This window comes from Achromobacter mucicolens, from assembly GCF_029866465.1.
GTDB classification, from domain to species: domain Bacteria; phylum Pseudomonadota; class Gammaproteobacteria; order Burkholderiales; family Burkholderiaceae_B; genus Achromobacter; species Achromobacter mucicolens.
Map to the genome: position 1 here is coordinate 2,951,754 of NZ_CP123364.1, position 25,434 is coordinate 2,977,187.

25 protein-coding genes are annotated in these 25,434 nt (G+C 66.7%); 13 read left to right on the forward strand and 12 right to left on the reverse strand.

Annotated features, from left to right (window positions below):
- Window positions 1-4: 4 nt before the first annotated feature.
- Together QEP15_RS13490 and QEP15_RS13495 are read right to left on the reverse strand one after the other, a co-directional pair.
- Window positions 5-1,918, reverse strand: a complete 1,914-nt coding sequence (locus QEP15_RS13490; protein ID WP_280147545.1) for a B12-binding domain-containing radical SAM protein — start codon at window positions 1,916-1,918, stop codon at window positions 5-7.
- A gap of 68 nt (window positions 1,919-1,986) precedes the next feature.
- The gene (locus QEP15_RS13495; RefSeq protein ID WP_280147546.1) at window positions 1,987-3,192 is read right to left on the reverse strand and encodes an alpha/beta hydrolase family protein; all 1,206 of its coding nucleotides are present in this window, start codon (window positions 3,190-3,192) and stop codon (window positions 1,987-1,989) included.
- Window positions 3,193-3,327: 135 nt separating this feature from the next.
- Here QEP15_RS13495 and QEP15_RS13500 point away from each other — a divergent pair, with 135 nt between their 5' ends.
- From QEP15_RS13500 to QEP15_RS13510, 3 genes are read left to right on the forward strand one after another with little or no spacing between them, the layout of a single operon-like run.
- The gene (locus QEP15_RS13500; RefSeq protein WP_175155553.1) at window positions 3,328-3,981 is read left to right on the forward strand and encodes a hydrolase; all 654 of its coding nucleotides are present in this window, start codon (window positions 3,328-3,330) and stop codon (window positions 3,979-3,981) included.
- Between the two features lie 13 nt (window positions 3,982-3,994).
- Entirely contained in the window at window positions 3,995-4,294 is a 300-nt protein-coding gene (locus QEP15_RS13505; RefSeq protein ID WP_280147547.1) for a XapX domain-containing protein, read from the forward strand.
- Window positions 4,287-6,194, forward strand: a complete 1,908-nt coding sequence (locus tag QEP15_RS13510; protein ID WP_280147548.1) for an amidohydrolase — start codon at window positions 4,287-4,289, stop codon at window positions 6,192-6,194. Before QEP15_RS13505 ends, QEP15_RS13510 begins: the two co-directional genes overlap by 8 nt.
- Before the next feature lie 58 nt (window positions 6,195-6,252).
- Here QEP15_RS13510 and QEP15_RS13515 read toward each other — a convergent pair whose 3' ends face one another.
- The 4 genes from QEP15_RS13515 to QEP15_RS13530 form a co-directional block, all read right to left on the reverse strand.
- Entirely contained in the window at window positions 6,253-7,263 is a 1,011-nt protein-coding gene (locus QEP15_RS13515; RefSeq protein WP_063954246.1) for a Bug family tripartite tricarboxylate transporter substrate binding protein, read from the reverse strand.
- Window positions 7,264-7,404: 141 nt separating this feature from the next.
- On the reverse strand, window positions 7,405-8,517 hold the full coding sequence (locus tag QEP15_RS13520) for a cyclic nucleotide-binding domain-containing protein (protein ID WP_280147549.1): 1,113 nt from the start codon (window positions 8,515-8,517) through the stop codon (window positions 7,405-7,407).
- A gap of 147 nt (window positions 8,518-8,664) precedes the next feature.
- Window positions 8,665-9,591: a helix-turn-helix domain-containing protein gene (locus tag QEP15_RS13525; RefSeq protein WP_280147550.1), complete on the reverse strand. Its 927-nt coding sequence runs from the start codon at window positions 9,589-9,591 to the stop codon at window positions 8,665-8,667.
- Between the two features lie 109 nt (window positions 9,592-9,700).
- Complete coding sequence (locus tag QEP15_RS13530) at window positions 9,701-10,600, reverse strand: alpha/beta fold hydrolase (RefSeq protein ID WP_280147551.1); 900 nt, start codon at window positions 10,598-10,600, stop codon at window positions 9,701-9,703.
- Window positions 10,601-10,688: 88 nt separating this feature from the next.
- On the opposite strand from QEP15_RS13530, the gene QEP15_RS13535 reads away from it, so the two are divergent.
- Window positions 10,689-11,075: a MerR family transcriptional regulator gene (locus tag QEP15_RS13535; RefSeq protein WP_056318505.1), complete on the forward strand. Its 387-nt coding sequence runs from the start codon at window positions 10,689-10,691 to the stop codon at window positions 11,073-11,075.
- Window positions 11,076-11,125: 50 nt separating this feature from the next.
- The gene (locus tag QEP15_RS13540) at window positions 11,126-12,850 is read left to right on the forward strand and encodes a SulP family inorganic anion transporter (protein ID WP_280147552.1); all 1,725 of its coding nucleotides are present in this window, start codon (window positions 11,126-11,128) and stop codon (window positions 12,848-12,850) included.
- A 47-nt stretch (window positions 12,851-12,897) separates the two neighbouring features.
- On the opposite strand, the gene QEP15_RS13545 is transcribed toward QEP15_RS13540, so the two are convergent.
- Complete coding sequence (locus QEP15_RS13545) at window positions 12,898-13,365, reverse strand: YMGG-like glycine zipper-containing protein (RefSeq protein WP_279988648.1); 468 nt, start codon at window positions 13,363-13,365, stop codon at window positions 12,898-12,900.
- A gap of 293 nt (window positions 13,366-13,658) precedes the next feature.
- Here QEP15_RS13545 and sorT point away from each other — a divergent pair, with 293 nt between their 5' ends.
- The 3 genes from sorT to QEP15_RS13560 all read left to right on the forward strand — a co-directional run bounded on the left by sorT (window position 13,659) and on the right by QEP15_RS13560 (window position 16,048).
- Window positions 13,659-14,912 (forward strand): SorT family sulfite dehydrogenase catalytic subunit, encoded by a 1,254-nt coding sequence (gene sorT, locus QEP15_RS13550; protein WP_280147553.1) that lies wholly within the window; start codon window positions 13,659-13,661, stop codon window positions 14,910-14,912.
- A 14-nt stretch (window positions 14,913-14,926) separates the two neighbouring features.
- Window positions 14,927-15,301: a SorU family sulfite dehydrogenase c-type cytochrome subunit gene (sorU, locus tag QEP15_RS13555; RefSeq protein WP_254636723.1), complete on the forward strand. Its 375-nt coding sequence runs from the start codon at window positions 14,927-14,929 to the stop codon at window positions 15,299-15,301.
- Between the two features lie 90 nt (window positions 15,302-15,391).
- Window positions 15,392-16,048, forward strand: a complete 657-nt coding sequence (locus tag QEP15_RS13560) for a hypothetical protein (RefSeq protein WP_280147554.1) — start codon at window positions 15,392-15,394, stop codon at window positions 16,046-16,048.
- A 6-nt stretch (window positions 16,049-16,054) separates the two neighbouring features.
- Here the strand turns inward: QEP15_RS13560 and QEP15_RS13565 are convergent, their stop codons facing one another.
- The 3 genes from QEP15_RS13565 to QEP15_RS13575 are packed head-to-tail and all read right to left on the reverse strand — an operon-like array spanning window position 16,055 to window position 18,187.
- Entirely contained in the window at window positions 16,055-16,384 is a 330-nt protein-coding gene (locus tag QEP15_RS13565) for a YciI family protein (RefSeq protein WP_180098669.1), read from the reverse strand.
- A gap of 59 nt (window positions 16,385-16,443) precedes the next feature.
- Window positions 16,444-16,995: a sugar O-acetyltransferase gene (locus QEP15_RS13570; RefSeq protein WP_280147555.1), complete on the reverse strand. Its 552-nt coding sequence runs from the start codon at window positions 16,993-16,995 to the stop codon at window positions 16,444-16,446.
- A gap of 49 nt (window positions 16,996-17,044) precedes the next feature.
- The gene (locus QEP15_RS13575) at window positions 17,045-18,187 is read right to left on the reverse strand and encodes a citrate/2-methylcitrate synthase (RefSeq protein ID WP_056318818.1); all 1,143 of its coding nucleotides are present in this window, start codon (window positions 18,185-18,187) and stop codon (window positions 17,045-17,047) included.
- 129 nt (window positions 18,188-18,316) lie between these two features.
- Here QEP15_RS13575 and QEP15_RS13580 point away from each other — a divergent pair, with 129 nt between their 5' ends.
- The 5 genes from QEP15_RS13580 to QEP15_RS13600 all read left to right on the forward strand — a co-directional run bounded on the left by QEP15_RS13580 (window position 18,317) and on the right by QEP15_RS13600 (window position 23,370).
- Window positions 18,317-19,270, forward strand: a complete 954-nt coding sequence (locus tag QEP15_RS13580) for a 2-hydroxyacid dehydrogenase (RefSeq protein WP_142055081.1) — start codon at window positions 18,317-18,319, stop codon at window positions 19,268-19,270.
- A gap of 27 nt (window positions 19,271-19,297) precedes the next feature.
- Window positions 19,298-19,996, forward strand: coding sequence for a fumarylacetoacetate hydrolase family protein (locus QEP15_RS13585; protein ID WP_152384556.1), 699 nt, complete (start codon window positions 19,298-19,300; stop codon window positions 19,994-19,996).
- A 60-nt stretch (window positions 19,997-20,056) separates the two neighbouring features.
- Complete coding sequence (locus QEP15_RS13590; RefSeq protein ID WP_062841421.1) at window positions 20,057-20,821, forward strand: SDR family oxidoreductase; 765 nt, start codon at window positions 20,057-20,059, stop codon at window positions 20,819-20,821.
- Between the two features lie 93 nt (window positions 20,822-20,914).
- A complete protein-coding gene (locus QEP15_RS13595; protein ID WP_056318489.1) occupies window positions 20,915-21,889 on the forward strand; it encodes a Bug family tripartite tricarboxylate transporter substrate binding protein in 975 nt (324 codons plus the stop codon).
- A 536-nt stretch (window positions 21,890-22,425) separates the two neighbouring features.
- Window positions 22,426-23,370 carry a hypothetical protein gene (locus tag QEP15_RS13600; RefSeq protein ID WP_376787442.1) on the forward strand — a complete coding sequence of 315 codons (945 nt, stop codon included), beginning with the start codon at window positions 22,426-22,428 and terminating at the stop codon, window positions 23,368-23,370.
- Window positions 23,371-23,391: 21 nt separating this feature from the next.
- Here the strand turns inward: QEP15_RS13600 and QEP15_RS13605 are convergent, their stop codons facing one another.
- Both QEP15_RS13605 and QEP15_RS13610 read right to left on the reverse strand, forming a co-directional pair.
- On the reverse strand, window positions 23,392-24,564 hold the full coding sequence (locus QEP15_RS13605) for a GGDEF domain-containing protein (RefSeq protein WP_280147557.1): 1,173 nt from the start codon (window positions 24,562-24,564) through the stop codon (window positions 23,392-23,394).
- Between the two features lie 223 nt (window positions 24,565-24,787).
- The gene (locus QEP15_RS13610) at window positions 24,788-25,267 is read right to left on the reverse strand and encodes a VOC family protein (protein ID WP_062841431.1); all 480 of its coding nucleotides are present in this window, start codon (window positions 25,265-25,267) and stop codon (window positions 24,788-24,790) included.
- Between the last annotated feature and the right edge of the window lie 167 nt (window positions 25,268-25,434).

Sequence of the window (25,434 nt, forward strand, 5' to 3'; positions counted from 1 at the left end):
TGCATCAGCCGCGCTGGTTCAACGCGCGCGCAATGCGGTTGCGCGCCACCGTCGTGCGCGGCACCTTGAACGGGAACCAGCTGCGCACGTCCTCTTCCAGCCCGATGCCGTGCATGAAGTTGTAGATGGCCTTCTTCAGGCCTTTGCCCAGCGCGTCGTGATCCACGCCCGTGGGGTCATGAAAGCCCACATCGTTCTTGGCAAACGTGACCTCGGGCAAGGGTTTGAGCTTGATGCCGTATTCGTCCGGATTCTGACCCACCGGCGAATGCACCGTACAGGCGAAGCGGTGAAAGAACCCGCTCTGGATGCAGTCGTTTTCGAATAGCTGGCGCACGTACTCCAGCGCATCGACGGTGTCCTGCACGGTCTGCGTCGGAAAACCGTACATCAGGTAGGCATGCACCAGCACCCCGGCATCGCTGAACGCACGCGTCACGCGCGCCACCTGGTCGATCGACACGCCCTTTTTCATCAGGTTCAGCAGCCGGTCAGAGGCGACCTCCAGGCCGCCGGAAACCGCAATGCAGCCGCTATCGGCCAGCAGTTCACACAGTTCCGGGCTGAAGGTCTTTTCGAAGCGGATGTTGCCCCACCAGGAAATCCCGGTGTTGCGTTCGATCAGCTCGGCGGCCAGGGCCTTGAGCGCCTTGGGCGGCGCAGCCTCATCGACGAAGTGAAAACCCGTCTGCCCTGTCTCGGCCACGATGGCTTCGATGCGATCGGCCAGCACGGAAGCCGACGCCCCCTCATAGCGGCCGATGTAGTCCAGCCCCACGTCGCAGAAGCTGCACTTCTTCCAGTAACAGCCGTGCGCGACGGTCAGCTTGTTCCAACGCCCATCGCTCCAGAGCCGATGCATCGGGTTAAGCATGTCGAGCAGCGACAGATAGCGATCCAGCGGCAGGCCGTCCCACGTGGGCGTGCCCACTTCGGCAAATGCAACGTCAGGCTCGACCAGGTTGACGTAGCGCACCGCACCGCTGTCGGCATCGCGCACGAAGGTGCGCACCAGGCGCTGACGCGACCGCTTGCCCTGCACGTGTTCCAGCAGCGCCAGCAGCGGCCGCTCGCCGGCATCCAGCGTGACGAAATCGAAGTAATCGAACACGCGCGGGTCTTTCAGTTCGCGCAATTCGGTGTTGACGAAGCCCCCGCCCAGCACGGTGACGATGCTGGGGTCCTGCGCCTTGATGGCCTGCGCGATACGGAAGGCGGCGTACACCGCGCCCGGAAACGGCACCGACAACAGGACCATCGTCGGCTTATGGCGCGCCAGGGCGGCCTCGGTAAGTTCACGCAGCGTCTCGTCCACCAGGTTCAGCGGGGCGTCCAGCGCCTCGGCCAGCGGGTCGAACGTGGGCTGGCTGCCCGCAAGCGATTCGGCATAGCGCACGAACTCGAAGCGCGGATCGATCGCGTCGCGCAGCACGTCGGCCAGGTCATTCAGGTACAGCGTGGCCAGGTGCTTGGCTCGGTCCTGCAACCCCAGCGCGCCAAACGCCCAGCCCAGCGGATCGCCACCGTCCTCGTCCATGTAGACATCCAGCGTCGCAAAGCGCGGCCCCTCGGGCAGGTAGTTACGCCCCGCAATGCGATGCGCCAGCGTGGGGTCGCGGCCTTGCAGAAAGGCGATCACCGGGCCGATGGTGGCCAGATAACGCGACTGCATGGCGACGAATGCCTGGATGGGCTGCGTGTGCTTTTCAAGGGGCAGCGCGTCGATGCGGCTTGCCACGGCCCGCAGGCCGTCGGCCGAGAGCAGGCGCAGCACCAGGGCCAGCGCCAGATCTTCCTGGAACGCAGTGACGTCGCGCGACCGCAGGAAGCCGGTCAGGTAGGCGGTGGACGGATAGGGAGTGTTCAGCTGCGTCATCGGTGGAATCACCGACAGCACGCGCAAGGGCAAGGTCGACATGAGGCACGGCAGGGCTGCCGTCAGAAAGCGGGGATCGGATGCAATTATAGGCAGCCCGCCTTCGCGCCCTATAAGACGCCGTCCAGCCAGTCGAGCGCGCGGCGGTTCAAGAGCGACCGATTCGCCGATTCGCAATGATCGCCGGCGCCCTCCTGCGCCGTGAAGCGCAGCAGGGTCTTGGGGCAGCGCAACTGATCGAAGAACTGCTGGGTGCCGGCAGCAAGCGGGTCGTTTTCGGCCAGTGTTACAAGGGTGGGACACGTGATGCCCTGGATACGGCCGTCCAGGGTGAATAGCTCCACCGCGCGCAGGTAGTCGCGCAGATTGTCCACGCCGTGCACCCAGAAGCCGCGCTGCACCACCTTCCACGTGAGCGCCGGACTGGACAAGACGAACTGCCACAGGCGATCCATCACGGGCCCTTCCAGTTCACCCATGTTCGCCGCGCTTTCCGGGCTGGCGCCCAGCTTGACCGCCAGCGGCCGGAACAGGCCCGCGACGCTCCATTGCCCGGGATCCGCAATGCAGGCCGCAAGCCGCGGTTCGCCCGACGCCGCGCGTGGCGCCAGATGCCCGCCCAGGCTCCAGCCGCTGAGGGCAATGCGGCTTGCGTCGACGATGGGCAGCGCGACGGCGCAGTCGACCACCGCGCTCACCACCGTCTCCCAATCCGGACGCATGGGCACGCCCTGTTCGTAAAGCATGCCGCCCTGCCCGGGGCCGTCGAACACCAGCGCGTGGTAGCCCCGGCGCGCGGCGGCCACGGCGCTCGCGAAGTACATGTCGGTCACCGTCGCGTCATAGCCGTTGGTGAAGATGACGAGCGGCCTGATGTCGGCCTCCTGACCCGCAGCCGGCACCAGATAGGCAGGCATGTATGCGCCGTCCAGCGCAATGCGCATCGGCCTGACCGGTTGCGCGGACAGCGGCAGTCCCCGGTCGAACGCCGCCATCTGCTTGCGAAAGGCCGCAAGCAGCCGCGCGTCCGTGGGCGCGCCGTACAAGGGCCGGTAAGCCGTCGAATAGAAGGCGCTGGCGCGCAGATGCAATTCGCGCGCGCTGGCAAGCAGGTTACGACGTTCAGCGTCTTGCGCCTCGGCGGCCAGACGGTCACCCGCCGCCATCCAGGCCTCGAAGAACGCAGTGTCGTCGCCGCTACCCACCGCGCGGCCCACCGCCAGGATTTCTCCCAGATCCGCCCCGCCGTAGGACAGGTAAGCGACCGGCCGCGTGCCGAAATCGTCATGCAGTTCGTTCTGGAAAGCCAGGCCCATGGGTTTCTCCTGCGTCAGGACGGCAACGCCGCCGCAATCACAATCTACAAACCGGCGGACTATCGTTCAATACGGCAGGCCGGCCGGCTGGCACATTGCGCGGGTCCTCCATTATGGCAACCGAAGGAGTCATCCATGCCCATCAATGCGACCCCCACGCCCGGCGCCAGGCTGCTGTCCCCGCACGACCACACGCTCATCATGATCGACTTCCAGTCGCAGATGGCGTTTGCCACCCATTCGATCGATGCCGTCACGCTGCGCAGCAACGCCGCGCTGGTGGCCCAAGCCGCCGCCGGCTTTGGCGTGTCCACCATCCTGACGACCGTTGCCGAAAAGCGCTTTTCCGGCCCCATGTTCGAGGAAGTCACCGTCCCGTTCCCCGGCCGGCCGCTGATGGACCGCACCTCCATGAACACCTGGGAAGACGCCGCCGTCATCAAGCAGGTTAACGAAATCGGCAAGAAGCGCATTGTGCTGGCGGGCCTGTGGACCAGCGTGTGCATCGTCGGCCCGGCCCTGTCCGCGCTGGACCAGGGCTTCGAGGTCTATGTCATCGCCGACGCCTGCGGCGACGTGTCCGCCGAAGCCCACAACCGCGCCATTGAGCGTATCGTTCAGGCAGGCGGCCAGCCCATCACGGCATTGCAGTACCTGCTGGAGATGCAGCGCGACTGGGCGCGCATCGATACCTACGACATGACGACCGGCATCGCCAGCAAGTTCGGCGGCGCCTACGGCCTGGGCATCCTCTACGCCAAGTCCATGTTCAACGCCCACGAAGGCTGACAGGAGCATACCCATGAAGGTCTACCTTGTGTCGTTGGGACTCGGCCTGCTGGTCGGTATCATCTATGCCCTGTTCAATGTGCGATCGCCGGCGCCGCCCGTCATCGCCCTGGTTGGCCTGCTGGGCATCCTGACGGGGGAGCAGATTCCCCCACTGGTCAAGCGCCTGCTGGCGGACGAGCCCGCCCGCACGTCCTTCATCCATGACCAGGTAAAACCGCACATGTTCGGCGAACTGCCTAGCTGCCCCAAGGCATCCGCCGACACCGCCCAACAACCCGCCGATGCATGTGGAGACAAGCGCAATGGCTGATACCCTGGACCCCGCGCCCGAAGGCGCCCCCGACCTCATCCTGCATCAGGGCCGGTTCACCACCCTGGACCCCGCCAATCCCATCGCCGACGCCGTCGCAATCAAGGACGGCCGGTTCACGCGCGTGGGCGCCGCTGACGACATTCTGCCCCTGGCCGGCCCGGCCACCCGCATCATCGCGCTGGGCGGACGCGGCGTGTTGCCCGGACTGATCGACAACCACCTGCACATCATCCGCGGCGGCCTGAACTACAACATGGAACTGCGCTGGGACGGCGTGACCAGCCTGGCCGACGCCATGGCCATGCTGCGCCGCCAGGTAGCCATCACGCCCGCGCCGCAGTGGGTGCGCGTGGTCGGCGGCTTCACCGAACACCAGTTCGCGGAAAAGCGCCTGCCCACCATCGAAGAACTGAACGCCGTGGCGCCCGATACGCCCGTGTTCATCCTGCACTTGTATGACCGCGCCCTGCTCAACGCCGCCGCCCTGCGCGCGGTCGGCTACGACAAGAACACCCCCGCGCCCCCCGGCGGCGAGATCGTGCGTGACTCGGCCGGCAACCCGACCGGGCTGCTGCTTGCCAAGCCCAACGCGTCGATCCTGTACGCCACGCTGGCCAAGGGCCCCAAGCTGCCCTTCGAATACCAGCTCAATTCCACGCGCCACTTCATGCGCGACCTGAACCGCCTGGGCGTCACCGGCGCCATCGATGCGGGCGGTGGTAACCAGAACTACCCTGAGGACTACCAGGTCATCCAGCAACTGGCCGACGCCGGCCAACTGACGATCCGCCTGGCCTACAACCTGTTCACGCAAAAGCCCAAGCAGGAAAAGGAAGACTTCCTGAACTGGACGGCCACTTCGCAGTACAAGCAAGGCACCGATTATTTCCGCCACAACGGCGCGGGCGAAATGCTGGTCTTTTCCGCCGCCGACTTCGAAGACTTCCGCCAACCGCGTCCCGAAATGGGCCCCGAGATGGAAGGCGAACTCGAGGAAGTGGTGCGCATCCTGGCGCAGAACCGCTGGCCCTGGCGCATGCACGCCACCTACGACGAGACCATCTCGCGCTCGCTGGATGTATTCGAACGCGTGAACAAGGACGTCCCGCTGGCGGGGCTGAACTGGTTCTTCGACCACGCCGAGACGATCTCCGAACACTCCATCGACCGCATCGCCGCCCTGGGCGGCGGCGTGGCCGTGCAGCATCGCATGGCCTATCAGGGCGAATACTTCGTCGAACGCTACGGCCCGGGCGCGGCCGAAGCGACGCCCCCCGTCAAGCGCATGCTCGACAAAGGCGTCAACGTGTCGGCCGGCACCGACGCCACCCGCGTGGCTTCCTACAACCCGTGGGTGTCGCTGTCGTGGCTCATCACCGGCAAGACGGTGGGCGGTCTGCGCCTGACGCCGCAGCGCAACTGCCTGGACCGCGATGCTGCCCTGCGCATGTGGACCGAGAACGTCACCTGGTTTTCCAACGAGCAAGGCAAAAAGGGCCGCATCGCCGTCGGCCAACTGGCCGATCTCGTCGTGCCGGATCGCGACTTCTTCTCGTGCCCCGAGTCCGATATTGCGGACACCAGCAGCCTGCTCACCGTCGTGGGCGGCAAAGTGGTCTGGGGCGCGGGTGAATTCGCGGCGCACGACGAGGCCGCGCCGCCGCCCGCCATGCCCGACTGGTCGCCCACGCGCCTGTTCGGCGGCTACGGCGCCTGGGGCGACAACGAAGGCAAGCCGCTGCAGGCCACCCTGCGCGAGGCCGCGGCCGCCTGCGCCTGCGCCAACGACTGCAATGTCCACGGCCACCAGCACGCTGGCGCCTGGGCCAGCAAACTGCCCGTCTCCGACCTGAAAGGGTTCTGGGGCGCCCTGGGCTGCGCCTGCTGGGCGGTCTAGGGTCGCATCACGCGGCCGAGGCGTCACCCCCTCGGCCGCGCGTGTTACGCCTGAACCGTCATTTGGCGGTGATTCCCCCTTCGCGGATGACCTTTGCCCATTGCTCGATTTCGGCGTTCAGGCGCGCCTTGGAAGCGTCCACATCTAGCGGGTCCGCGTAAACACCTTGCTGCAGCATCTGGGCCTTGGCGTCGTCCTTTGCCAGCGCGGTGGTCAGCGCCTTGTTGATCTTGGCCACGATGGGCGCTGGCGTGCCGGCAGGCGCCATCACCCCGAAGAGCGAGCTGACGTTAAAGCCGCTGAAGCCTTGCTCTTCGGCGGTGGGAATGTCCGGCAACATCGAGATGCGCTGCGGCGTAAGCACCGCCAACGGACGCAGCTGGCCCGACTTGATGAAGGAGATCGCGGCGGGCACCGTCTCGGTCATCGTCTCGACCTGCCCGCCGACCAGATCGGTCATGGCCGGCCCGCTGCCGCGATAGGCCACATGCACAATGTTGACGCCCGCGATCTGCTTGAACAGCTCCATGGCCATGCGCTGCGGAGCGCCGGCGCCCGAAGAGGCAAAGTTGAGCTTGCCCGGATTGGCCTTGGCGTAGGTCACCAGTTCGGCCAGCGACTTGATGGGCAGCTTGGGATTGACCACGGCCACCAGCGGCACGAAGCCGACCACCCCCGCGGGCACCAAATCCTTGCGCAGGTCGTACGCAATGCTGTCTTTCTCCAGGGTCGCCATGACCGAGTGCGAGGTCAAGGCGCCCATCAGGAGCGTATAGCCGTCCGGCTGCGCGCGCGCTACCTCGGCGGCGCCGATGTTGCCGCCCGCCCCGCCCCGGTTCTCGATGACGACCTGACCGCCGATCGCTTCGCTCAGGCGCTGGCCCACGATGCGCCCGATCACGTCGGTCGCGCCGCCCGGCGGGTAAGGAATGATCAGACGGATGGGTTTGCTGGGGTAGCTGTCGGCGGCCTGCGCGCAAGCCTGACCGGGCAAGGCGAACGCGGCAACCGCGATAAAGCCGGCCGCGACGATATGGACGCGCTTGCGCGCGGCGTGCTTGCAGATCATGGTTGTCTCCCGATGCGCTCTTCTGGCTTGAAAGCTTTAAGCGCATGTTCGCAAACTACCGGCTGCGAAAAGGGAAAAATAATTATGGTCTGACTAAAAAATCCTTGCGGGTATTAGGGCTTCTGGATGAGCGACCGGCGGTCAATGTGCCGACGCATCCAGAAACCGATGCACAATCCGCACCGCGGCGGCGCCCTCTGCGATGCTTGCCAACACGTGTTTCACCGACCCCGCGCGCGCCGCGCCCACCGCAAATATGCCCGGCTGCGAACTTTCGTAATCGCGCGCCTGCATCGACCCCGCTGCGGCCAGGCCCGTATGGATATAGCCCTGGTCGTCCGTATCGAGCCACCCATCCAGCCACGCCGTGTTCGCTTGAACGCGCATCGCTGCGCCATGGCCCGCCTGCGTTCCCGTCGCCACGATCAGGCTGCGCGCCTCGATCATCCGGCCGTCGTCCAGCCACACGCGGTAGGGATAACATCCGCCGTCAAAGCGGCTGACGGTGCGTAGCGGCAGCAGGTGCGCGCCAAAGCGCCTGCTCTGGTCCTCGGCGCGGCGCAGCAGCGGGCCGTCGCACAATCCCGTGATCGTGCCGGGAAACCCGTTCAGCAGGTCCAACCCGGGCGCGTCGCCGCAAGACAGCGAGCCGCCCACCAACAGGGTCTGCAAACCCTCGGACGCGGCGTAGGCCGCGGCGGCCAGGCCTGCGGGGCCGCCTCCGATCACCGCCAGATCCATCACGGGGTCTTCCTGCCCTGCCCGCGCTGTCGAGCGCAGAATCGCGCCGCCATAGGGCCGCTGGCGCAGGTAGCCGATGCGGCGCAGCACGAATGCGCGCAGGATGATTTCCGCCATCGGCCGGTCTTCCAATATCAGCGACTCGAGCGCCGGGCGACTCAGGCGCAGCAGCCGGCTTGGGGTGCTGGCGCGCACGGTGACCGAGTTCGGCCTGTCCGTGAAGAGGTCCAGGCTGCCCGTGAACTCGCCGTCACGATGCACAAGCAGACTGCGCAGGACGCCGCCCGCCTGCGCTTCCAGCACCTCGATGTACCCGTGCAGCAGGATGTAGAAGGCGGCTTCGCGGTCGCCGCTGTTGAGCAGCACGCAGCCCGGCTCGGCTGAAACCTCGTGGCCGTACGCCGCGGCGCGCTCGATCATGGCGCTGGGCAGCATGGGAAAGGCCTGGGCGTGCAAGGCGGCCAGATCGGCGGGCGGATTAGCCGGCGCGGCGCCGGCAGCAAGTCGACTCATGGGGACGCTATCGGATCATCCGGGAGAATGGGCGGGCTATTGCGAAGACGTTACCGCCGGGCAGCACCCGTGTCTTGCGCACTTGCGTTCTGATTTGTATGAAAGCGCCATGCGCGTTGCATGGCCGGTCGCGGGCCGGCTAAAGGGTCAACCGCCGTGTTCCCTGCGCCAGGCGCCGGGCGCCACGCCCACTACGCTGGTGAACACGCGGGTCATGTGCGCCTGGTCGGCAAAGCCGCACAACAGCGCGATGTCGGTGATCGACCGGCCCGGCGTGCGCAGCAACTCCTGCGCTTTTTGCACCCGCTGCTCCAGGAGCCACCGATGCGGCGTGGTGCCGACCGTTTGCCGGAACGCTTTGATGAAATAGCTGCGCGACAGATTGCAGGCCTCTGCGATATGCGCAATCGACGCATCTTCCCGCAGCGACGCCAGCAGCATGTCCTTGGCCCGCGCCTCCAGTTTGCGCGACAGCACGCGGGCGCCGCCCGACGCTGCCCATCCGCTGGTGGCCCCTGCCCCGTATTGCGCCAGCAGGTGCGTGCCAAGGGCCAGGTTCAGATGCTCCACGAACAGACTGCTGGTCTGCGCGGGATTTGCCACGACGTTCGCCAGCACCTGCGAAAGATGGCCCAGCACCGGATCCGGCTGCCCGGCGCGCGGCGTCAGGCTGCTGACGCGCGTCCCACCCTTCTCGTCGTTGATCCGCTCGATGAAGGCGCGCGACAGCTCGACCAGCAGGAAGTCGAATCCGCCAAGCATGTCGGCGCGGTAATCGTCGGTGAAGTCGCGGATGTAGATCGAACCCGCATCGAAATCATGCGTGGACGCGTGATGACCGTGCAGGATGCGACGGCGATGACCGCCCTGCAGCGCCACGCCCACGAGAAAGCCACGATCGGACGCGGGCGTCTGCACGCTGCCGAAGTAATCGTTGTGGGTGCGCTTGCGATAAAGCGTCAGCCCGCCGCCATGAAATTCCTGGTCCAACGCCAATTGGCTGGCCGAGCAACCCAGCGTGTCGGTGGGCCGCGCCGGTTGCGAGCCGGAAGTCAGGGGTTGGGTGGCGGGCATCGGATATGTCCAGATCAGGGCGAACGCGCTTAACGGGCTCGAAGATAGCAGGCGATGCTGCTTCGCAACAAGCAACATTTGGCAAGCATCCCCGGCCCGCCCGGGCCCGTCAGCGGGCGACGACGCTGTCCACAAACGCCGCCAGGTCCCGGTTGAACCTGTCCGCTTCCTCCATGAACGGCGCGTGCCCCGATGCCGCATAAACGGTGCTCTTGACGCGGGGGTTCAGTTGCCGCGCCCGCTCGATCGACGGATGAGGCTGGACCAAGGCGTCGTTTGCGCCGTAGATCAGCAGCAGAGGCTTGCGCGCCGAGCCAAGGCCGCGCGCCGCCGCGACCGTCATGCCTTGCACCGCGGCCTGCATGTCGAAGGACGCCATGGCGGCATTGGCCAGCAGCCGTTGGAACGCGACGGCGTCGGGCGGCTGCGCAAAGCACAGACCGATGAATTCGCGCTCCGCGTCCAGGCGGGTCTTCAGGTCGGGGGACACCATGTCGCGGTACAACGCGGGATGCTGCACGATCTGCTTCGGATCCAGCTCGATCACACCGCCCACATAGACCGCGCCCGCGATTCCCGCATCGCCGTACGCGGCGAGGTAGTTGGTCGTCACGGCAGCGCCAAGCGACCAGCCGACGACCACGGGGTCCGCGGCCCCGGTCGCCTTCATGACCGCGGCCAGATCGTCGGCCCAGCGCCGGCCGTCTGTATATGCCGCCGCGTCCGCCGGCTTGCCCGATAAACCATGGCCGCGCAGGTCGTAGGTGATCAGCCGATATCGTTGCAGCGCTGGGCTGGCAAGCTGGGCCTCCCAGTTGAGGTGGCTGCCCAGCAACCCGTGCACGAAGATGACGGGCGGGCCATCGGCATTGCCGGCCTCCTGGACGGCGAGCGTTACGCCATCGGGCGCCTTGACGGTGTATTGCCGGGGCTGCGCGTGCGCGGCCGCCGAGGCCACGATGACCAAGACCGCCGCCGCCGCCCGGCGGAAAAAAGTTCTGCGTTGCATGCCGATGCATCCGAAAGATTGAAGGACGGCCAGTCTCAACCCTCACACCCATGTCAAGGTCAAGCCCCCATCTGCTAATCTTTCCCGCATGAAAACGCCCGCGCCTTCCCCCCCCATGTCGATCGGCGAGCTTGCCCGCAGAACGGGCGCAAGCCTGCGGTCGCTGCGCCACTACGACGACCAGGGTCTGCTTGTCTCGGCCCGGGCGGACAATGGATACCGTACCTTTCCCGCAGCCGCCGTCACGCAAGTCAGGCAAATCCAGCGCCTCATCGCTGCCGGCTTCTCGTTGGCGGAAATCCGCGGGTTTCCCGATTGCATGCGGCTGATCGAGGGCGCTGCGGCATGCCCGGAGACGTCCGAGGTGCAGCGCCGCCGGCTGGCATCCGTCGAACGCCAGATCGCCGACCTGGAGCGCCGCCGCGCCCGGCTGCGCCAGATGCTGGAAGATTCCGCCCCCCCTTGCCCGCAATGAAACGCGGATAAGGCCCCAACCTGTAGCGCACGCTTTCCTACCGGAATTCCATGGCTACCGAAACGCCCCGCCGCCCCGTCCAGAATGCGCCGCGCTGGTTGCGCTGGCTGCCCGGTCTGGCGTTGTTGCAGTCCTATCAGGCGGCATGGCTGCCCAAGGACATTGCCGCCGGCCTCGTCCTGACGACCATGCTGGTGCCGGTGGGCATCGCCTACGCTGAAGCCTCGGGCGTACCCGGCGTCTACGGCCTGTACGCCACCATCATCCCGCTCCTGGCGTATGCGCTGTTCGGTCCAAGCCGGATCCTGGTGTTGGGACCGGATTCCGCGTTGGCGGCGCCCATCCTGGCTGTCGTGCTCAGCGTCTCCAACGGCGACCCCATGCGCGCCATCGCCGCGGCAAGCATGATGGCCGTTATCTCGGGGCTGTTCTGCATCGTGATGGGCTTGATGCGCCTGGGATTCATCACCGAGCTGCTGTCCAAACCCATCCGCTACGGCTACATGAACGGCATCGCGCTGACCGTGCTGGTCAGCCAGTTGCCCAAGCTGTTCGACATCTCCATCGATGACGCCGGCCCGCTGCGCGAGATGCAACAGTTGGCGCTGGCCGTGGCCGATGGCCAGGCCCATTGGCCAAGCTTGGCAGTCGGCGCGGCAAGCCTTGCCGTGATTCTCTTGCTCAAGCGCTTCGATCGCGTGCCGGGCATTCTGATTGCCGTGATCCTTGCCACGCTGGCGGTCAGGCTTTTCGGACTGGACGCCCAGGGCGTCAAGGTGCTGGGCGAGATTCCGCAAGGATTGCCAAGCTTTGCGTGGCCGTGGCTCAGCAACGCCGACCTCGTCAAGATCGTGCTGGGCGGCTGCGCGGTGGCGCTGATTGCCTTTGCCGACACCAGCGTGCTGTCGCGCACCTACGCCGCGCGCACGAACACGCGCGTGGATCCGAATCAGGAGATGGTGGGACTGGGGGTGGCGAACCTGGCAGCCGGTTTCTTCCAGGGCTTTCCGATCAGCAGCAGCGCATCGCGCACCCCGGTGGCCGAGGCGGCGGGGTCGCGCACGCAACTGACCGGCGTCGTCGGCGCGGTGGCCGTCGCCGCGCTGCTGATCGCCGCGCCGAACCTGCTGCGCCACCTGCCCAACAGCGCGCTGGCCGCGGTCGTGATCGCCGCCGCCATCGGTCTCTTCGAATTCAGGGATCTGCGGCGCATTTACCGCATCCAGCAATGGGAGTTCTGGCTTTCGATGCTGTGTTTTGCGGGTGTCGCCGTCTTCGGCGCGATCCCCGGCATCTGCCTGGCGGTCGTCATCGCCGTCATCGAGTTCCTGTGGGACGGCTGGCGTCCGCACTTCGCGGTGCTGGGCCGCGTGCCGAACCTGCGCGGCTATCACGACCTGAAGCGTTATCCGCATGCCACGCTGATCGACGGACTTGTCCTGTTCCGCTGGGACGCCCCGCTCTTTTTCGCCAACGCCGAACTCTTCCAGCAGCGCCTGCTTGAAGCCGTGGAGGCCTCGCCCACGCCCGTACGGCGCGTGGTGGTGGCTGCCGAACCCGTCACCAGCGTGGACGTCACCTCAGCCGACATGCTGCGCGAACTGTGCGAAACCCTGTCGCGCGAAGGGGTCGCGCTGCACTTCGCGGAAATGAAGGATCCCGTGCGCGACAAGCTCAAGCGTTTCGAGCTGTCGCGGCTATTCAGCGACGACCGCTTTCATCCGACCGTTGGCAGCGCGGTGGACGATTACCTGCAAGGCGACCACGCATCCTAGACCCGGCTCCCTTTTGCCGCGCTGGACCGTCGACGCACGCTTGCCGCTCAAGGCGTCACCTGATACCCCCGCTGCTGCATGCAGGCGGCATACGCGGAAGAAGCTGCCGCAGCCTGCTGATTCTGGGTGGCGCGGTCCTGACGCCGATCCTGCCGTTGGCGCGACCCGCCCACCACCATTCCCGCCGCCGCTGCGTCCTTTGCCTGGTTTTGCCGGTACGCCTGCTTGGTGTCGTCGTCCACGCGGTCGTAGACCTCCTCGTGCTGCCGTCCGCGCGCACCGGCCACCGCGGCGCCAGCGGCCGCGCCAGCCGCCGCGCCACGCGCACGGCCACCAGCCTCGCGCGAATCCGGGCTGCTGCTGGCCGCGCTGCCTATCTGCGCCTGGCATGCCGCGATGTCTTGCTGGGTAAGTTCGGGGGATTGGCCTTTGAGCGGCGTGACGGTCTGCGCGGACGCAGTCAGGCAGACGCCAGCGGCCAGCATGGCCACGCAGGGAAAGATGATCGTATTCATGACAACCTCCATGGAAGTCAGAGCCCTGATTCACCAGCGTAGCGCTGGGTTCTGCGCCGGTGCAACATGGGTTATGCGGCTGGCCTGGGCGCCTTGGCGCAGCTCGCTTCGTGCTTGCCCAACCAAATATCCAAAACTCTTATATCTGAAATGTCCACAAACCTATAGTTCTTTAGAACCCGTTGACATAAAGAGGGGCATTGCCGATGATGCGGAAGGCCGCAAGCGCTGGGCCGCCCATAAGCACAACACCGCGCCTGTTCCGCGGGACGCGGCAACCAGAGAGGCAAGCCATGGAGACAACCCCACGCAACCCCGCACGGCGCCGCATGCTGGCCGGCAGCGCCAGTGCCCTGGCCGCGGCCGGGCTGGGCGCCGCGGGCATTGCGCGCGCCAGCGATGCGCCCGCCAAGCCCGCAGGCGCAGCGCCCGCCGCTACCCCCGCCGCGCCCGCTGCCAAGCAGCTGCCGCCTTACGCGGCGTGGAAAGACGCCGACAGCGTCATCGTGCACAGCGCCAACACCATCGAGACCCGCCGCAGCGCGTTCGGCGATGGCGTCATCACGCCGTCGCGCCAGCTATACGTGCGCAATAACCTGCCGGCGCCCGACGCCGCGATCCTGAACGACCGCGATGCATGGAAGGTCGAGATCGAAGGCGTCAAGCAGCCCCGCACGTTCACCGTGGGCGAACTTAAGACGCTGGGCATGGAAACGCTGGCGACCGTGTTGCAGTGCTCGGGCAATGGCCGCGGGTTCTTTCCCCACAAGCCCAGCGGCACGCCGTGGGAAGTGGGCGCGGCCGGCTGCGTGATGTGGACGGGCGTGCCGGTGCGCACCCTTGTCGAACACCTGGGCGGCCTGGCGGGCACGCCTGCCTTCATGACCGGCACCGGCGGCGAAGTGCTGCCCGAAGGTCTGGATCCCAAATCGCTGCTGGTGGAACGCTCGGTGCCGCGCGAGGCGATGCAGGACGCCCTGTTGGCCTGGGAGATGAACGGCGAGCCGCTGTCGCTGGCGCACGGCGGCCCATTGCGCCTGATCGTGCCGGGCTACACCGGCGTGAACAACGTCAAGTACATCAAGCGGCTGGCGTTCACCGCCGAACAGAGCCCCGCGAAGATCCAGCAGACCGGCTATCGCCTGACGCCCATGAACGCCAAGCCCAGCCCCGACCAACCATCGGTCTGGGCCATGGAACCCAAATCCTGGATCAACGCGCCGGGCGCAAACGGCCAGCCGGTGAAGGCCGGGCGGGTGGTGGTGCGCGGCGTGGCCTTTGGCGGCATGCATGCGGTCAAGCGCGTGGACGTGTCGATCGACGGGGGCAAGACCTGGAAACAGGCCGCGTTGATCGGACCGGATCTTGGCAAGTACGCCTGGCGCCAGTTCGCGCTGCCGGTGGAACTGTCCGCCGGTCAGCACATGCTGGTCAGCCGCGTCGAAGACACCGAAGGCAATGTGCAGGTGGAAAACCGGTTCGAAAACGCGCCGGGCTATATCAACAGCAGTTGGCGCGACCACGGTCTGGCCATCAACGTGTCCTGATCGAGGCAGCATCGATGCACAACAGTCAAGTCATGCAGCATGCAGCAACCCGCCGCCCGATCGGGTGGCGGGCTTCCTTTGCGCTCGCGGCAGGTGTCTGGTTGCTGACGGGCGCGCAGGCGTGGGCGGCCGAACCGCCCAATGCCGAAGCGGGCCGGGCCTTGTTCCTGAAAGCGACCACCCCGGCCTGTTCCGTCTGTCACACGCTGGCCGACGCCGGCGCGGCAGGCACCATTGGTCCCAACCTGGACGAGCTCAAGCCCGATGCCAACCGCGTCACGCAGGCCGTGCGCAACGGCATCGGCGTGATGCCGGCCTTCGATGCCTTGAGCGATGAGCAGGTGCAGGCGTTGGCGAAATACGTGTCGGGCGTGACCGGGGCGCAGTAGCCGGCCCGTGCATCGCGGACAGCGGCATCGTGGTAGGCTTTCCGCCAGCCGGATTGCCTACCCATCCTCACGTTCACGACGACACGCACCATGACGCTCAGATCGCTCGCCCTGCTGCTTTCCGCGGCGGCCCTGACCCCGGCGCTTCATGCGCAACCGGCTGGCCACGGCGCCGCCTGGACGCCGACAGGCCCGACGGCATGCCGCTTTTCGGGCTGGACCACGAACGACAAGCCCGCGATCCCGGTGCGCGCGGCAGCCTCCTACAGCGCCAGGCAGATGGGTGCGCTGCCGACCACGCGCGGCGACAGTCCCGATCCCGAGGTCGATCTGTACAGCGTCACCTTCGACGTGACCGAGGCGCGCGACGGCTGGCTCAGGATTCGCAACGCCAGCGACGCCATGAGCGGCAGCGATCGTCACCCGCCTCGCCCCGTCTATCAAGGCGAAGGCTGGATCGCCGCCGCGGACGCGCAGGTCGGCATCCAGTCGGCGCGCGGATACACGCGCCCCGACGCCGCCAGCGAACGGCTGCTTGACCTGGGCGACGACTGGCTGACTGAACGCGCCACCTTGCGCGGCATCGTGGCGTGTGAGGGCGAATGGCTGCTGCTGGATTACGAGATGCGCAACAGCGCGACGTTCGAACGGCTGGCGGACAAGGACCGCACGCGCGGTCGCGCGTGGTTTCGCGGCGTGTGCGCATCGTCCGAGACCACCTGCGACATGCGCTCGGTCGACGGGTAATCCGCGCTACCGGCGCTCGAGCGGCCAGACTTCCACCACGCCGTGCGCCACGGCGCAGGGCGTGCGGGACACCTTTTCGATGGCCTCGGCCATATCAGCCGCTTCGATGATGGCAAAGCCGGCAATCGGCAGCGGCGCATTCATGAACGGCCCCTTCGCCGTCACCACACCGGACGCGTCCGGATTGCGCACCTGAACCGGCGTGCCCGCGATCCCCATCAGCACCCCCGCATGCTGCAATGCCGCGTCGTGCGCATGCGCAGCCTCGCGCACGGACACCGGGGTGCTGTCGTAGCCCGCCTGATCGCCGTAGCCGATTGTGATGAACATGGGCATGGTCTTCTCCTTGAGATTGGCGCCGCGCCTTGTGGCGAGACGCGTGGCGTGCTCATGCGCTATCCCCGCACCCGCGCCGGATTGCCAACCACCTTTGCACCCGCGGGCACATCCCGCGTCACCACGCTGCCCGCGCCGATGATCGCATCGTCCCCCACCGTCACACCGGGCAGGATGATCGCCCCGCCGCCGATCCACACCTGCCTGCCGATGTGCACGGGCCGCCCGAACTCCAGCATCGCGCGCCGCTGCTCGGGGTCGTGCGGGTGGTCTGCCGTGTAGATCTGCACGGCCGGGCCGATTTGCGTGCCTTCGCCGATGGTGACCTGCACGACGTCCAGGATCACGCAATTGAAGTTCATGAAGACGTTCGCGCCCAGCGAAATGTTGTAGCCGTAGTCGCAATGAAACGGCGGGCGGATCAGCGCGCCCTCGCCCACACTGGCCAGGCGCTCGCAAAGCAGCGCATGCCATTGTTCGGGCGGCTCGCCCAGCAGCGCGTTGTACCGCTGCATCCAGGCGCTGGCGGCAAGCTGGTCCGCCTGGATCTCGGCGTCGGCGGCCGTGTACAGCTCTCCGGCCAACATCCTCTCTTTCTGCGTGCGTGTCATGGCAGTCTCCTGTCCGGTACGTTGCAGCATACCGAACATTGCCGTGCCGCTACGCCGCTTGCGGCAAGACTCCGACGTAACGGCCGCGCGGCCGGATGACCTGCGCAACGCTGAGTTGCTCCAGGCCGTGCGCCAGAAGGCCAATGCTGCGAGCCGTCGCAAACAGGCCGAACGCCGCGTCATCCGGCAGGCCGCAATGCGCCGCCAGCGCGGCCAGGGCGACGTCGATGTTGGGATGCAGACCCGTCAGTTGCGTGGCCTTGCCAATGAAGCGCGTGATGACCTCGGCCGGTTCGAAGCGCGCCAGCAATGCGGCTGCGCGCGGATCTCCGTCGGGATACAGGTGATGGCCAAAGCCCGCCAGCGGCAGGCCCGTGGACAGGTAATGCGCGATCACGTGGTCTTCGCCCTGGCGCGCCACGTCGTCGAACAGCGCCTTGACGCGGCCGGACGCGTCGCCGTGCAGCGGCCCGGACAAGGTGGTGAGGCCGGACAGCAGGCACGCCGGCAGCGATGCGCCCGTGGACGCCGCGATGCGCGTGGCGAATGCCGAACTGGTCAGTTCGTGATCCACCAGCAGGACCATGGCGGTGCGCAAAAGCTCAGCGGATTGCGGCGATAGCTTCCACGCCTGCGCAAAACGCAGGTGCAGCGGGCGCTTGCCATGCTGCGCGCCAAATGCATTGGCCAGTTGGCCGACAAGGCTCTGGCACTCGGTGTGCAGCACGCGCGTCATGCGGCCGCGGGTGGAATGCCCGGTGGCGGCCAGCGCGGCCAGCGACGTGAAGGCCGCGACCCGGCCGGGCGTAGACACGCGCGCCGCGCACGAAAAGTCTGCCAGCTGATCGGAATTCCACAGCAATTGGGCCACCTCCTCCAGGCTGGCCGACGCGGCCAGCGCGACGGCATCCTGCCCGCGGTAGTACAGGCGTTGCCGGTGAAAGGTGGAGATCGCCGTGGGAATGCTGGGCTCGGCGCCGAAAAGCGTGTTGGTCGCCAGGGTTTCGTGCTTGCGGCCCGCCTGCTTGCGCTTGGCCAGCCCAGCAACGTCTTCGGCGCGATACAGGCTGCGGCGCGTATCGGCTGGATCGGGCATGACTTCCAGCTTGCCGCGGCTGACGTAGGCGTAGATGGTTTGCGGCCGCACGCCAAGCTGGCTGCAAGCTTCGGCCATCGATATCCAGGTGCCCATGATCTTCTGTAGCAAAGTTTATATGTTGATTTTATAGATCAATATTGCTTTACAAATCAATCATTAAATACCATGGGATCCATGTTCAACGCGGACCCGCAGCCGGTCCCCCAACAGAGCCGAACCGACATGAAGCCCCAGGTCCTGCAACTCAATCCCATCCTGATCCCGGCGGTCAACGACGAGCTGGCCTCGCGGTATCAGGTGCACAAGTTCTTCGAGATTCCGGATCAGGCAGCCTGGCTGCGCGAGCACGGCGCCGGCATCGAGGCCGTCATCACCGGCGGCCACACCGGCATCTCGCGGGCGATGCTGGAACAGCTGCCGGGCGTGAAGGTGGTGGCGGTCAATGGCGTGGGCACCGACGCGGTAGACCTGGCCTATTGCCGCGGCCGCGGCCTGCCGGTCACCGCCACGCTGGGCGCGCTGACCGAGGACGTGGCCGACCTGGCGATCGGCCTGTTGATCGCCGCCTGCCGCAACCTGTGCGCGGGTGACCGTTTTGTGCGGGAAGGCCTGTGGGAACAATTCCCCTCGCCCAGCGCCATCCCGCTCGCGCGCCGCTTCAGCGGCATGCGCGTCGGCATTGTCGGCATGGGCCGTGTGGGCCGCGCCGTCGCCACGCGCGCCGCGGCCTTCGGATGCCAGATCCGCTACACCGACTTGCGCGCCATGGACGACCTGCCGCATGAATTCGTGCCCGACCTGATCGAACTGGCGCGCAGCTCCGATGCGCTGGTGCTGAGCGCCGCGGCCGACAAGGCCGAGGGCATCGTCAACGCCAAGGTGCTGGATGCGCTGGGCCCGCGCGGCTTCCTGGTCAACGTAGCGCGCGGGCGTCTGGTCAACGAGGCGGACCTGACCGAGGCGCTGGTAGCCGGGCGCATTGCGGGTGCGGGGCTGGACGTCTTTGTCGATGAACCCCGCGTGCCGGCGGCCCTGCGCCAGTCGGATCGCACCACGCTGCAGGCGCACCGCGCCAGCGCCACCTGGGAGACGCGTGCCGCGATGGGCCAGATGGTGCTGGACAGCATCGCGCAGGCCTTGGCCGGCGAACGTCCGTCGATGAGCCTGACGACCTGAGCCGCAAGGCACGCATTGAGAACTGTCATGACGGACCTGGTCTTTCCCGCGCTTGCACCCACCCTGCTTCCGATCGCCGGCAGCGCGGCACGCTTTCCGGTCGCGCGCGTCTTCTGCATCGGACGCAACTACCGCTGGCTGCCCGACGAGCCGCGTCCCACCGACATGCCGGCGTGGTTCATGAAGCCTGCCAGTGCGGTGTTTCCGGCCAGCGGCGCGTTGCCTTATCCCGCGGACACGGCGGACTTCTGCCACGAGATCGAACTGGTCGTGGCGATTGGCCGCGGCGGAAAAGACATCGAACCCAAGGAGGTCGAAGCGCGGCACATCTGGGGCTATGCGGCAGGGCTGGACATGACCCGGCGCGACGCGCAGCAGCAGGCCAAGCGCGCGGGCGGCCCGTGGGAACCGGCCAAGGCCTTCGATCATTCCGCGCCCTGCACGCCGATCGTGCCGGCCACCGTGTGCGGCCATCCTCGCCAAGGCGCGGTGTGGCTGACGGTCAATGGGCAAGACCGCCAGCGCGCCGACTTGTCCGGCCTGCTGTGGTCCGTGCCCGAGCTGGTGGCGATGCTGTCGCGGTCGGTAACGCTGGCGCCCGGCGATCTCGTCTACACCGGCACGCCTGCGGGCGTTGGCCCGTTAACGCCTGGCGACGTCGTCAGCGCGGGTGTGGCCGATATCGGGGCTTTGACCATGACCGTTGCCCGCCCTCGCGCCGCCTGACGGCTCACGCCGATTCCTTCCATCACCCATCGCTATTCCATCCGCCCCAGGAGTCACGCTTTGAACGAAAGCACCACCCAAAAGATTGCGCTGGTCACCGGCGCCGGCAGCGGCGTCGGCCGCGTCACCGCCGTCGCGCTGCTGGACGACGGCTGGACCGTCGTGCTGGCCGGCCGGCGCGCAGACCCTTTGCAGAGCCTGCAGGCCGAGGCCACCGCACGCGGTCAGACTGCGCTGGCCGTGCCCACCGACGTTACCCGCCCGGAAAGCGTCGAAGCCCTGTTCAACACCATTGAAAGCCGCTTCGGCCGGCTGGACCTGCTGTTCAACAACGCCGGCGTCAACGCCCCCGCCGTGCCCATGGACGAACTGCCGCTGGAAAAGTGGTTCAACGCCATCAACACCAATGTGACGGGCGTCTACCTTTGCGCGCGCGCGGCTTTCGGGTTGATGCGACGCCAGTCGCCGCAGGGCGGCCGCATCATCAACAACGGGTCGATCTCCGCGCATACTCCCCGCCCCTTCACCGCGCCCTACACCGCCAGCAAGCATGCGGTGACGGGCCTGACCAAGTCGCTGGCACTGGATGGCCGCGCCTTCAACATCGTGGCCGGGCAGATCGACATCGGCAACGCGATGACGGAACTGTCCGAACGCATGACGCGCGGCGTGCTGCAAGCCAATGGCACGGTCGCGCCCGAGCCCATGATGGACGCCGTGCACGTTGCAAAGGCGGTACGCCACATGGCGTCGCTGCCGCTGGACGCCAACGTCCTGACCATGACCGTCATGGCCAGCGCCATGCCCTTTACCGGGCGCGGCTAAGGCCCTGACTGCGCCCCCAACCCGCGCCCCGGATGCAGCACGCCAGGGCGCTTCACAGAGTTGACAGAAGTTGACCACCCCGAGGAGACAAGCATGACCTTCACCACGCTGGCCAAGACCCTGGCCTTTTCGGCAGTCCTTGCCGCCGTGCCCGGCCTGGCCGCGGCGCAGAACTACCCCGCCCGTCCCATCAGCATCATCGTGCCCGCGCCGCCGGGCGGCGGCATCGACATGATTGCGCGCGTCGTCGGCGAAAAGCTGTCGCAGTCGCTGGGCCAGCCCGTCATCGTCGACAACCGGCCGGGCGCCTCCAACAACCTGGGCACCGCGCTGCTCGCCAACGCCAAGCCCGACGGCTACACCATCGGCATCGTGGGCGGCAGCCACAACATCAACAAGTACCTATTCAAGAACCTGGGCTGGGATCCGCAAAAGAGCTTCGAGCCGATCGTCTACACCCACGAAATTCCGCTGGTGTTCGCGGTCTATCCGAAGATCCCGCCCAAAACCCTGCCCGAACTCGTCGATTGGATGAAGGCGCATCCCGACGACGCCAAGGTTGCCACGTCTGGCCGCGGCAGCGCGCAGGAAATGGCGGCCGAAATGTTCCGCATGGTCAGCGGCGCGCCCATGCTGCTGATCCCGTACAAGGGTTCGTCCGCCGCGCACCCCGATCTGCTCGCGGGCCGCACTGTCCTGTACATCGACACGCTGAGCGCGATGCAGGAGCAGGTCAAGGCCGGCAATGTGCGCGCGGTTGCCGTGTCCACCGCGAATCGCACCAAGGCGCTGCCGGACGTGCCGACCGCGCAGGAACAAGGCTTGAAGGGCTACGACGCCAACACCAACGGCGGCTTCCTTGCGCCAGCGGGCACGCCCAAGGAGATCGTCGCCAAGCTCAACGCCGAGATCAACGCGGTGCTCAAGCAGCCGGCCGTGCGCGCCAAGCTGGAAGCCGCGGGCATCGAAGTCCAGGGCGGCACGCCGCAGGAATACGCGGCGGTGATCCAGTCGGACCTGGACAAGTGGGGCAAGGTCGTTAAAGAGGCGAAGATCGAGGCCGAGTGACCTTTGACCGGCATGCAAGAGACTGCGGCGCCGCCGCAGCCTCTTGCACGCGCGTGGCGCGATCCGATGGAGCCCGGATCGCGCTACGCCGCCTTTCCGGTAACCCTGAGTATTGCCAAGGTAACAGGGCGTTAAGGGCCTTTTACCCCTGCCCGCCGCGTCCCTTCCGTCGCGAATCCCCCGAAATTGCTGGGCATCCGCACGCCCGCGCCCGCCGTGGCCGCGGGCGCCGGCGGCATGCGCCGCCCTCTATGCCGCGCAAGAGTTGCCTTGACACCCTTCTCGCCCCCCTTCTATGGTCGAGCCCGCCGGTCGATTTGGCACTATTAATTCCCCATGCAGCCCGTCTTGCGGCGCCCACCGGCACCGCGACCCGATGGCGCGCCGGCGGCGACCGGCGATGGCTGCATATCGCGATAGAGAGAGAGAAGAAGGACATGGCGTCTACACGCAAGTCGGAAGGAAAGGGTTTGCGGACGGGCAACGCGGCAGCGGCCGCCCTCCTGGTGGCGGCGATCACTGCCGCATTCGCGGCGATGAGCCCGACGCCTGGGAACGCAGCGCAAGAGAAGGCCGCAGCACCGGCTGCCGGAGCGCCGGCCGCCGCAGCACCGGCTGCCGCAGCAACGGCTGCCGCAGTATCCGCTGCCTCGGCATCGGCTACCGCGGAACCGGCTAACCCAGCCTCGGCCACGGCCGCGCCCACGCCTTCCCCCGCCGCCAACGCGCAGGCCGCCCTGCCCGACCCCGCGTCGGTCCTCTACGCGATCCACCAAGTCGACAGCAAGGGCGCCGACTCGGCCGACGTGGCCAACGGCAGCGTGGCCACCTATTGGTTCGGCCACGCCTTCGAAATGGATGGCACGCCGTACTTCACGGGCTTCGTGTGGGAAACCGCTGAACGCTATGGCAAGCCGGGAGAGGACGATGTCGGTCCGATGACGACGGTGAATCTTGCCGAGGCGACCTTCATCCGCGATCCCGCATCGCCGTCGAGCCCCTGGAAGTTCCGTGGCATGGAACCGACCATCGGCGAGTTCGGCGCGTACGAGCGGCCGCCGGAAGTCGACACCCGGCGCAAGCCGCGGGAATACCGCACGGCAGCCGGCAAGCTGCTGCTGGCGGTGCCCACCGAGACGTTCGACAACGGCATCACGATCAGCGGCTACACCCTGCTCGTCTTCACGCCGCCGGAAAAGCGCCAGGACGAAGCCAAGGACAAGGTGTGGGCGTATGCGGGCGAGGTGATTGCAGGCGAGGACAACGGCCCAGCCTGTGCGGATGGCGACGTCATGCCGTGCACGCGCAGCGAGGGCGAACTGGTCTTTAGCGCCACCGGCACCGCCGACCTGCCGCGCGTGACCGTGCAGTTCTCCGGCACCACCATCTCCGGCCCGGGCAAGACCCGCAAGCTGGGTCCGGCCGACGCCGTCATCTACACCTACGACACAACGCGCAAGGCCTACGTGGCGCAGCAATGACCCCCGGGGCCTTGCCGCCGATCAAGCCGTGACCGGCGCGGGCGCGCCGGCCAGTTCCAGCCGGTTGCCGCCCATTTTCTTGGCCCGGTAGAGCGCCTGATCCGCGATGGCCAGCGCGTCCATGATGGTGGGCGTGTCGCCCTCGAAGCGGGCCAACCCGATGCTTACCGTCGCGGCAATGCCGATGCCGTCCATCCGGTTCGAGACGGTGACCGCGAAACGCTCGGCCATGGCCTTGCCCAACGTGTGGGCGCCCTTCGCGTCATCCCCCCACAGCAGCGCGGCAAATTCCTCGCCGCCGATGCGCGCAAGAATGGTGTCGTCACCGAGGACCTCGCGCGCGGTTTCGGCAAATGATTTCAGCACCTGATCGCCCGCCTGATGTCCATAGCGGTCATTGACGGACTTGAAGTGATCCAGGTCGAATGCGAGCACCGCCACCGTGCCCCGCCCTTCCTTGCCGTTCAGGATGCGCGCGCCTTGTTCGACGAACCAGCGCCGGTTTCCCAGCCGCGTCAGGTAATCGGTCTGCGATTCCATCAGCAGCTGGCTGTGGGTTTCGTCGCGGATGAGCTTGAGCAGCATCATGGGCAGCACCACGGAATACAGCACGCCTTCATAGATGGTGAGCTTGCCGGCCAGCGCCAGGACCTGGCCGCCGGACTCGGTCGCGAACCACGGCAGGACAAGCGCACGTGCTGCATATACGGCGGTATGCACCCCGGCAACCGCAACCACGATGTACCGTGAGCGCCGTGGCTTGAGCGCCTGGCAGCGCAACAGCTCCCAGGCCGTCAACCCGCTGACGAGCGCAATCGGCACCGAGCTTACGTGCGTCCACATGACGTCCAGCCAGCGCACGCCGCCGATCACCCAGGTCAGCCCCATGCCCACCAGCACACAGGCGGCGGTGCGCACATAACGCCGTCCGCTCAGCGCGGCAACGCCATTGAGCACCAGCAGGTAGCCACCCAGGATGACCAGATTGCTGATCGCCGCGCCGCTGACACCAGGCAAGTCGCGGCGATACAGCGCTGCCGCGCAGCCGACAGCCAGCGTGGCGAATCCAGATGCCAGGATGCGCAGTTCCTTGCTGCGTTTGGGATTGGCCCGCTGCTCCCAGAACATCAGGCCGGCGCTGACAAGCAGTGTTCCGACTGCCAACAGGTAAAGAGTGAGAAGATCGACGTACATCTCGAAAGTCAGGAGATTTCGCCGAAATATCGCGGCGGCTGCGGGATTTTACGGGGCTTTCCCACGCGTGCAACATCCTTACCGGGGCCTGTCATCCGACCCCGGATTTTTGTTCCATCGACAGGTCATTCTTGCTGATACGGCCCCCAAAACCGGAGATTCCAATCCACGGAACTGGCCCGGCGTTTCACCGCGCGCGCTGCCCGCTCTGCAAACCGCGGCATCATCCCCGGCGCGCGGCTTCGATGGTCGCAATGTCGATCTTCTTCATCGTCATCATCGCCTCGAATGCACGCTTGGCAGCTGCCTGGTCAAGATCCGTGACTGCCGCGAGCAGCGCCCGGGGCGTGATCTGCCAGGACACGCCCCATTTGTCCTTGCACCAGCCGCAATCGCTCTCCTGGCCGCCATTCGAGACGATCGCGTCCCACAGGCGGTCGGTTTCGGCCTGATCGTCGGTCGCGACCTGAAAGGAAAACGATTCGTTGTGCTGAAATGCGTCGCCGCCATTGAGCCCCACGCAGGGAATGCCCATGACGGTGAAGTTGACCATCAGGATGTCGCCCTGCTGACCCGACGGGTAGTCGCCGGGCGCGCGATGGACGGCGCCCACCTCGCTGTCCGGAAACGTCCGGGCGTAGAAATTCGCCGCGTCCAGCGCGTCGCCGTCGTACCACAGGCAAATCGTGTTTTTGCTGGCCATCTTGCTCCTCCTTGGCAGGAAAGTGATGCGCTCAACCCTTGCTGCAATGCGCGACGTTCAAGCATAGTGCACGCGGCGCCGGCCGAAAACCGGGCACGGATCGCGCCTGAGCAGGCCGCGACTGAGCAGGCCGCGTCAATGCCCGCCGCACCGATGCCGGCCGCCCC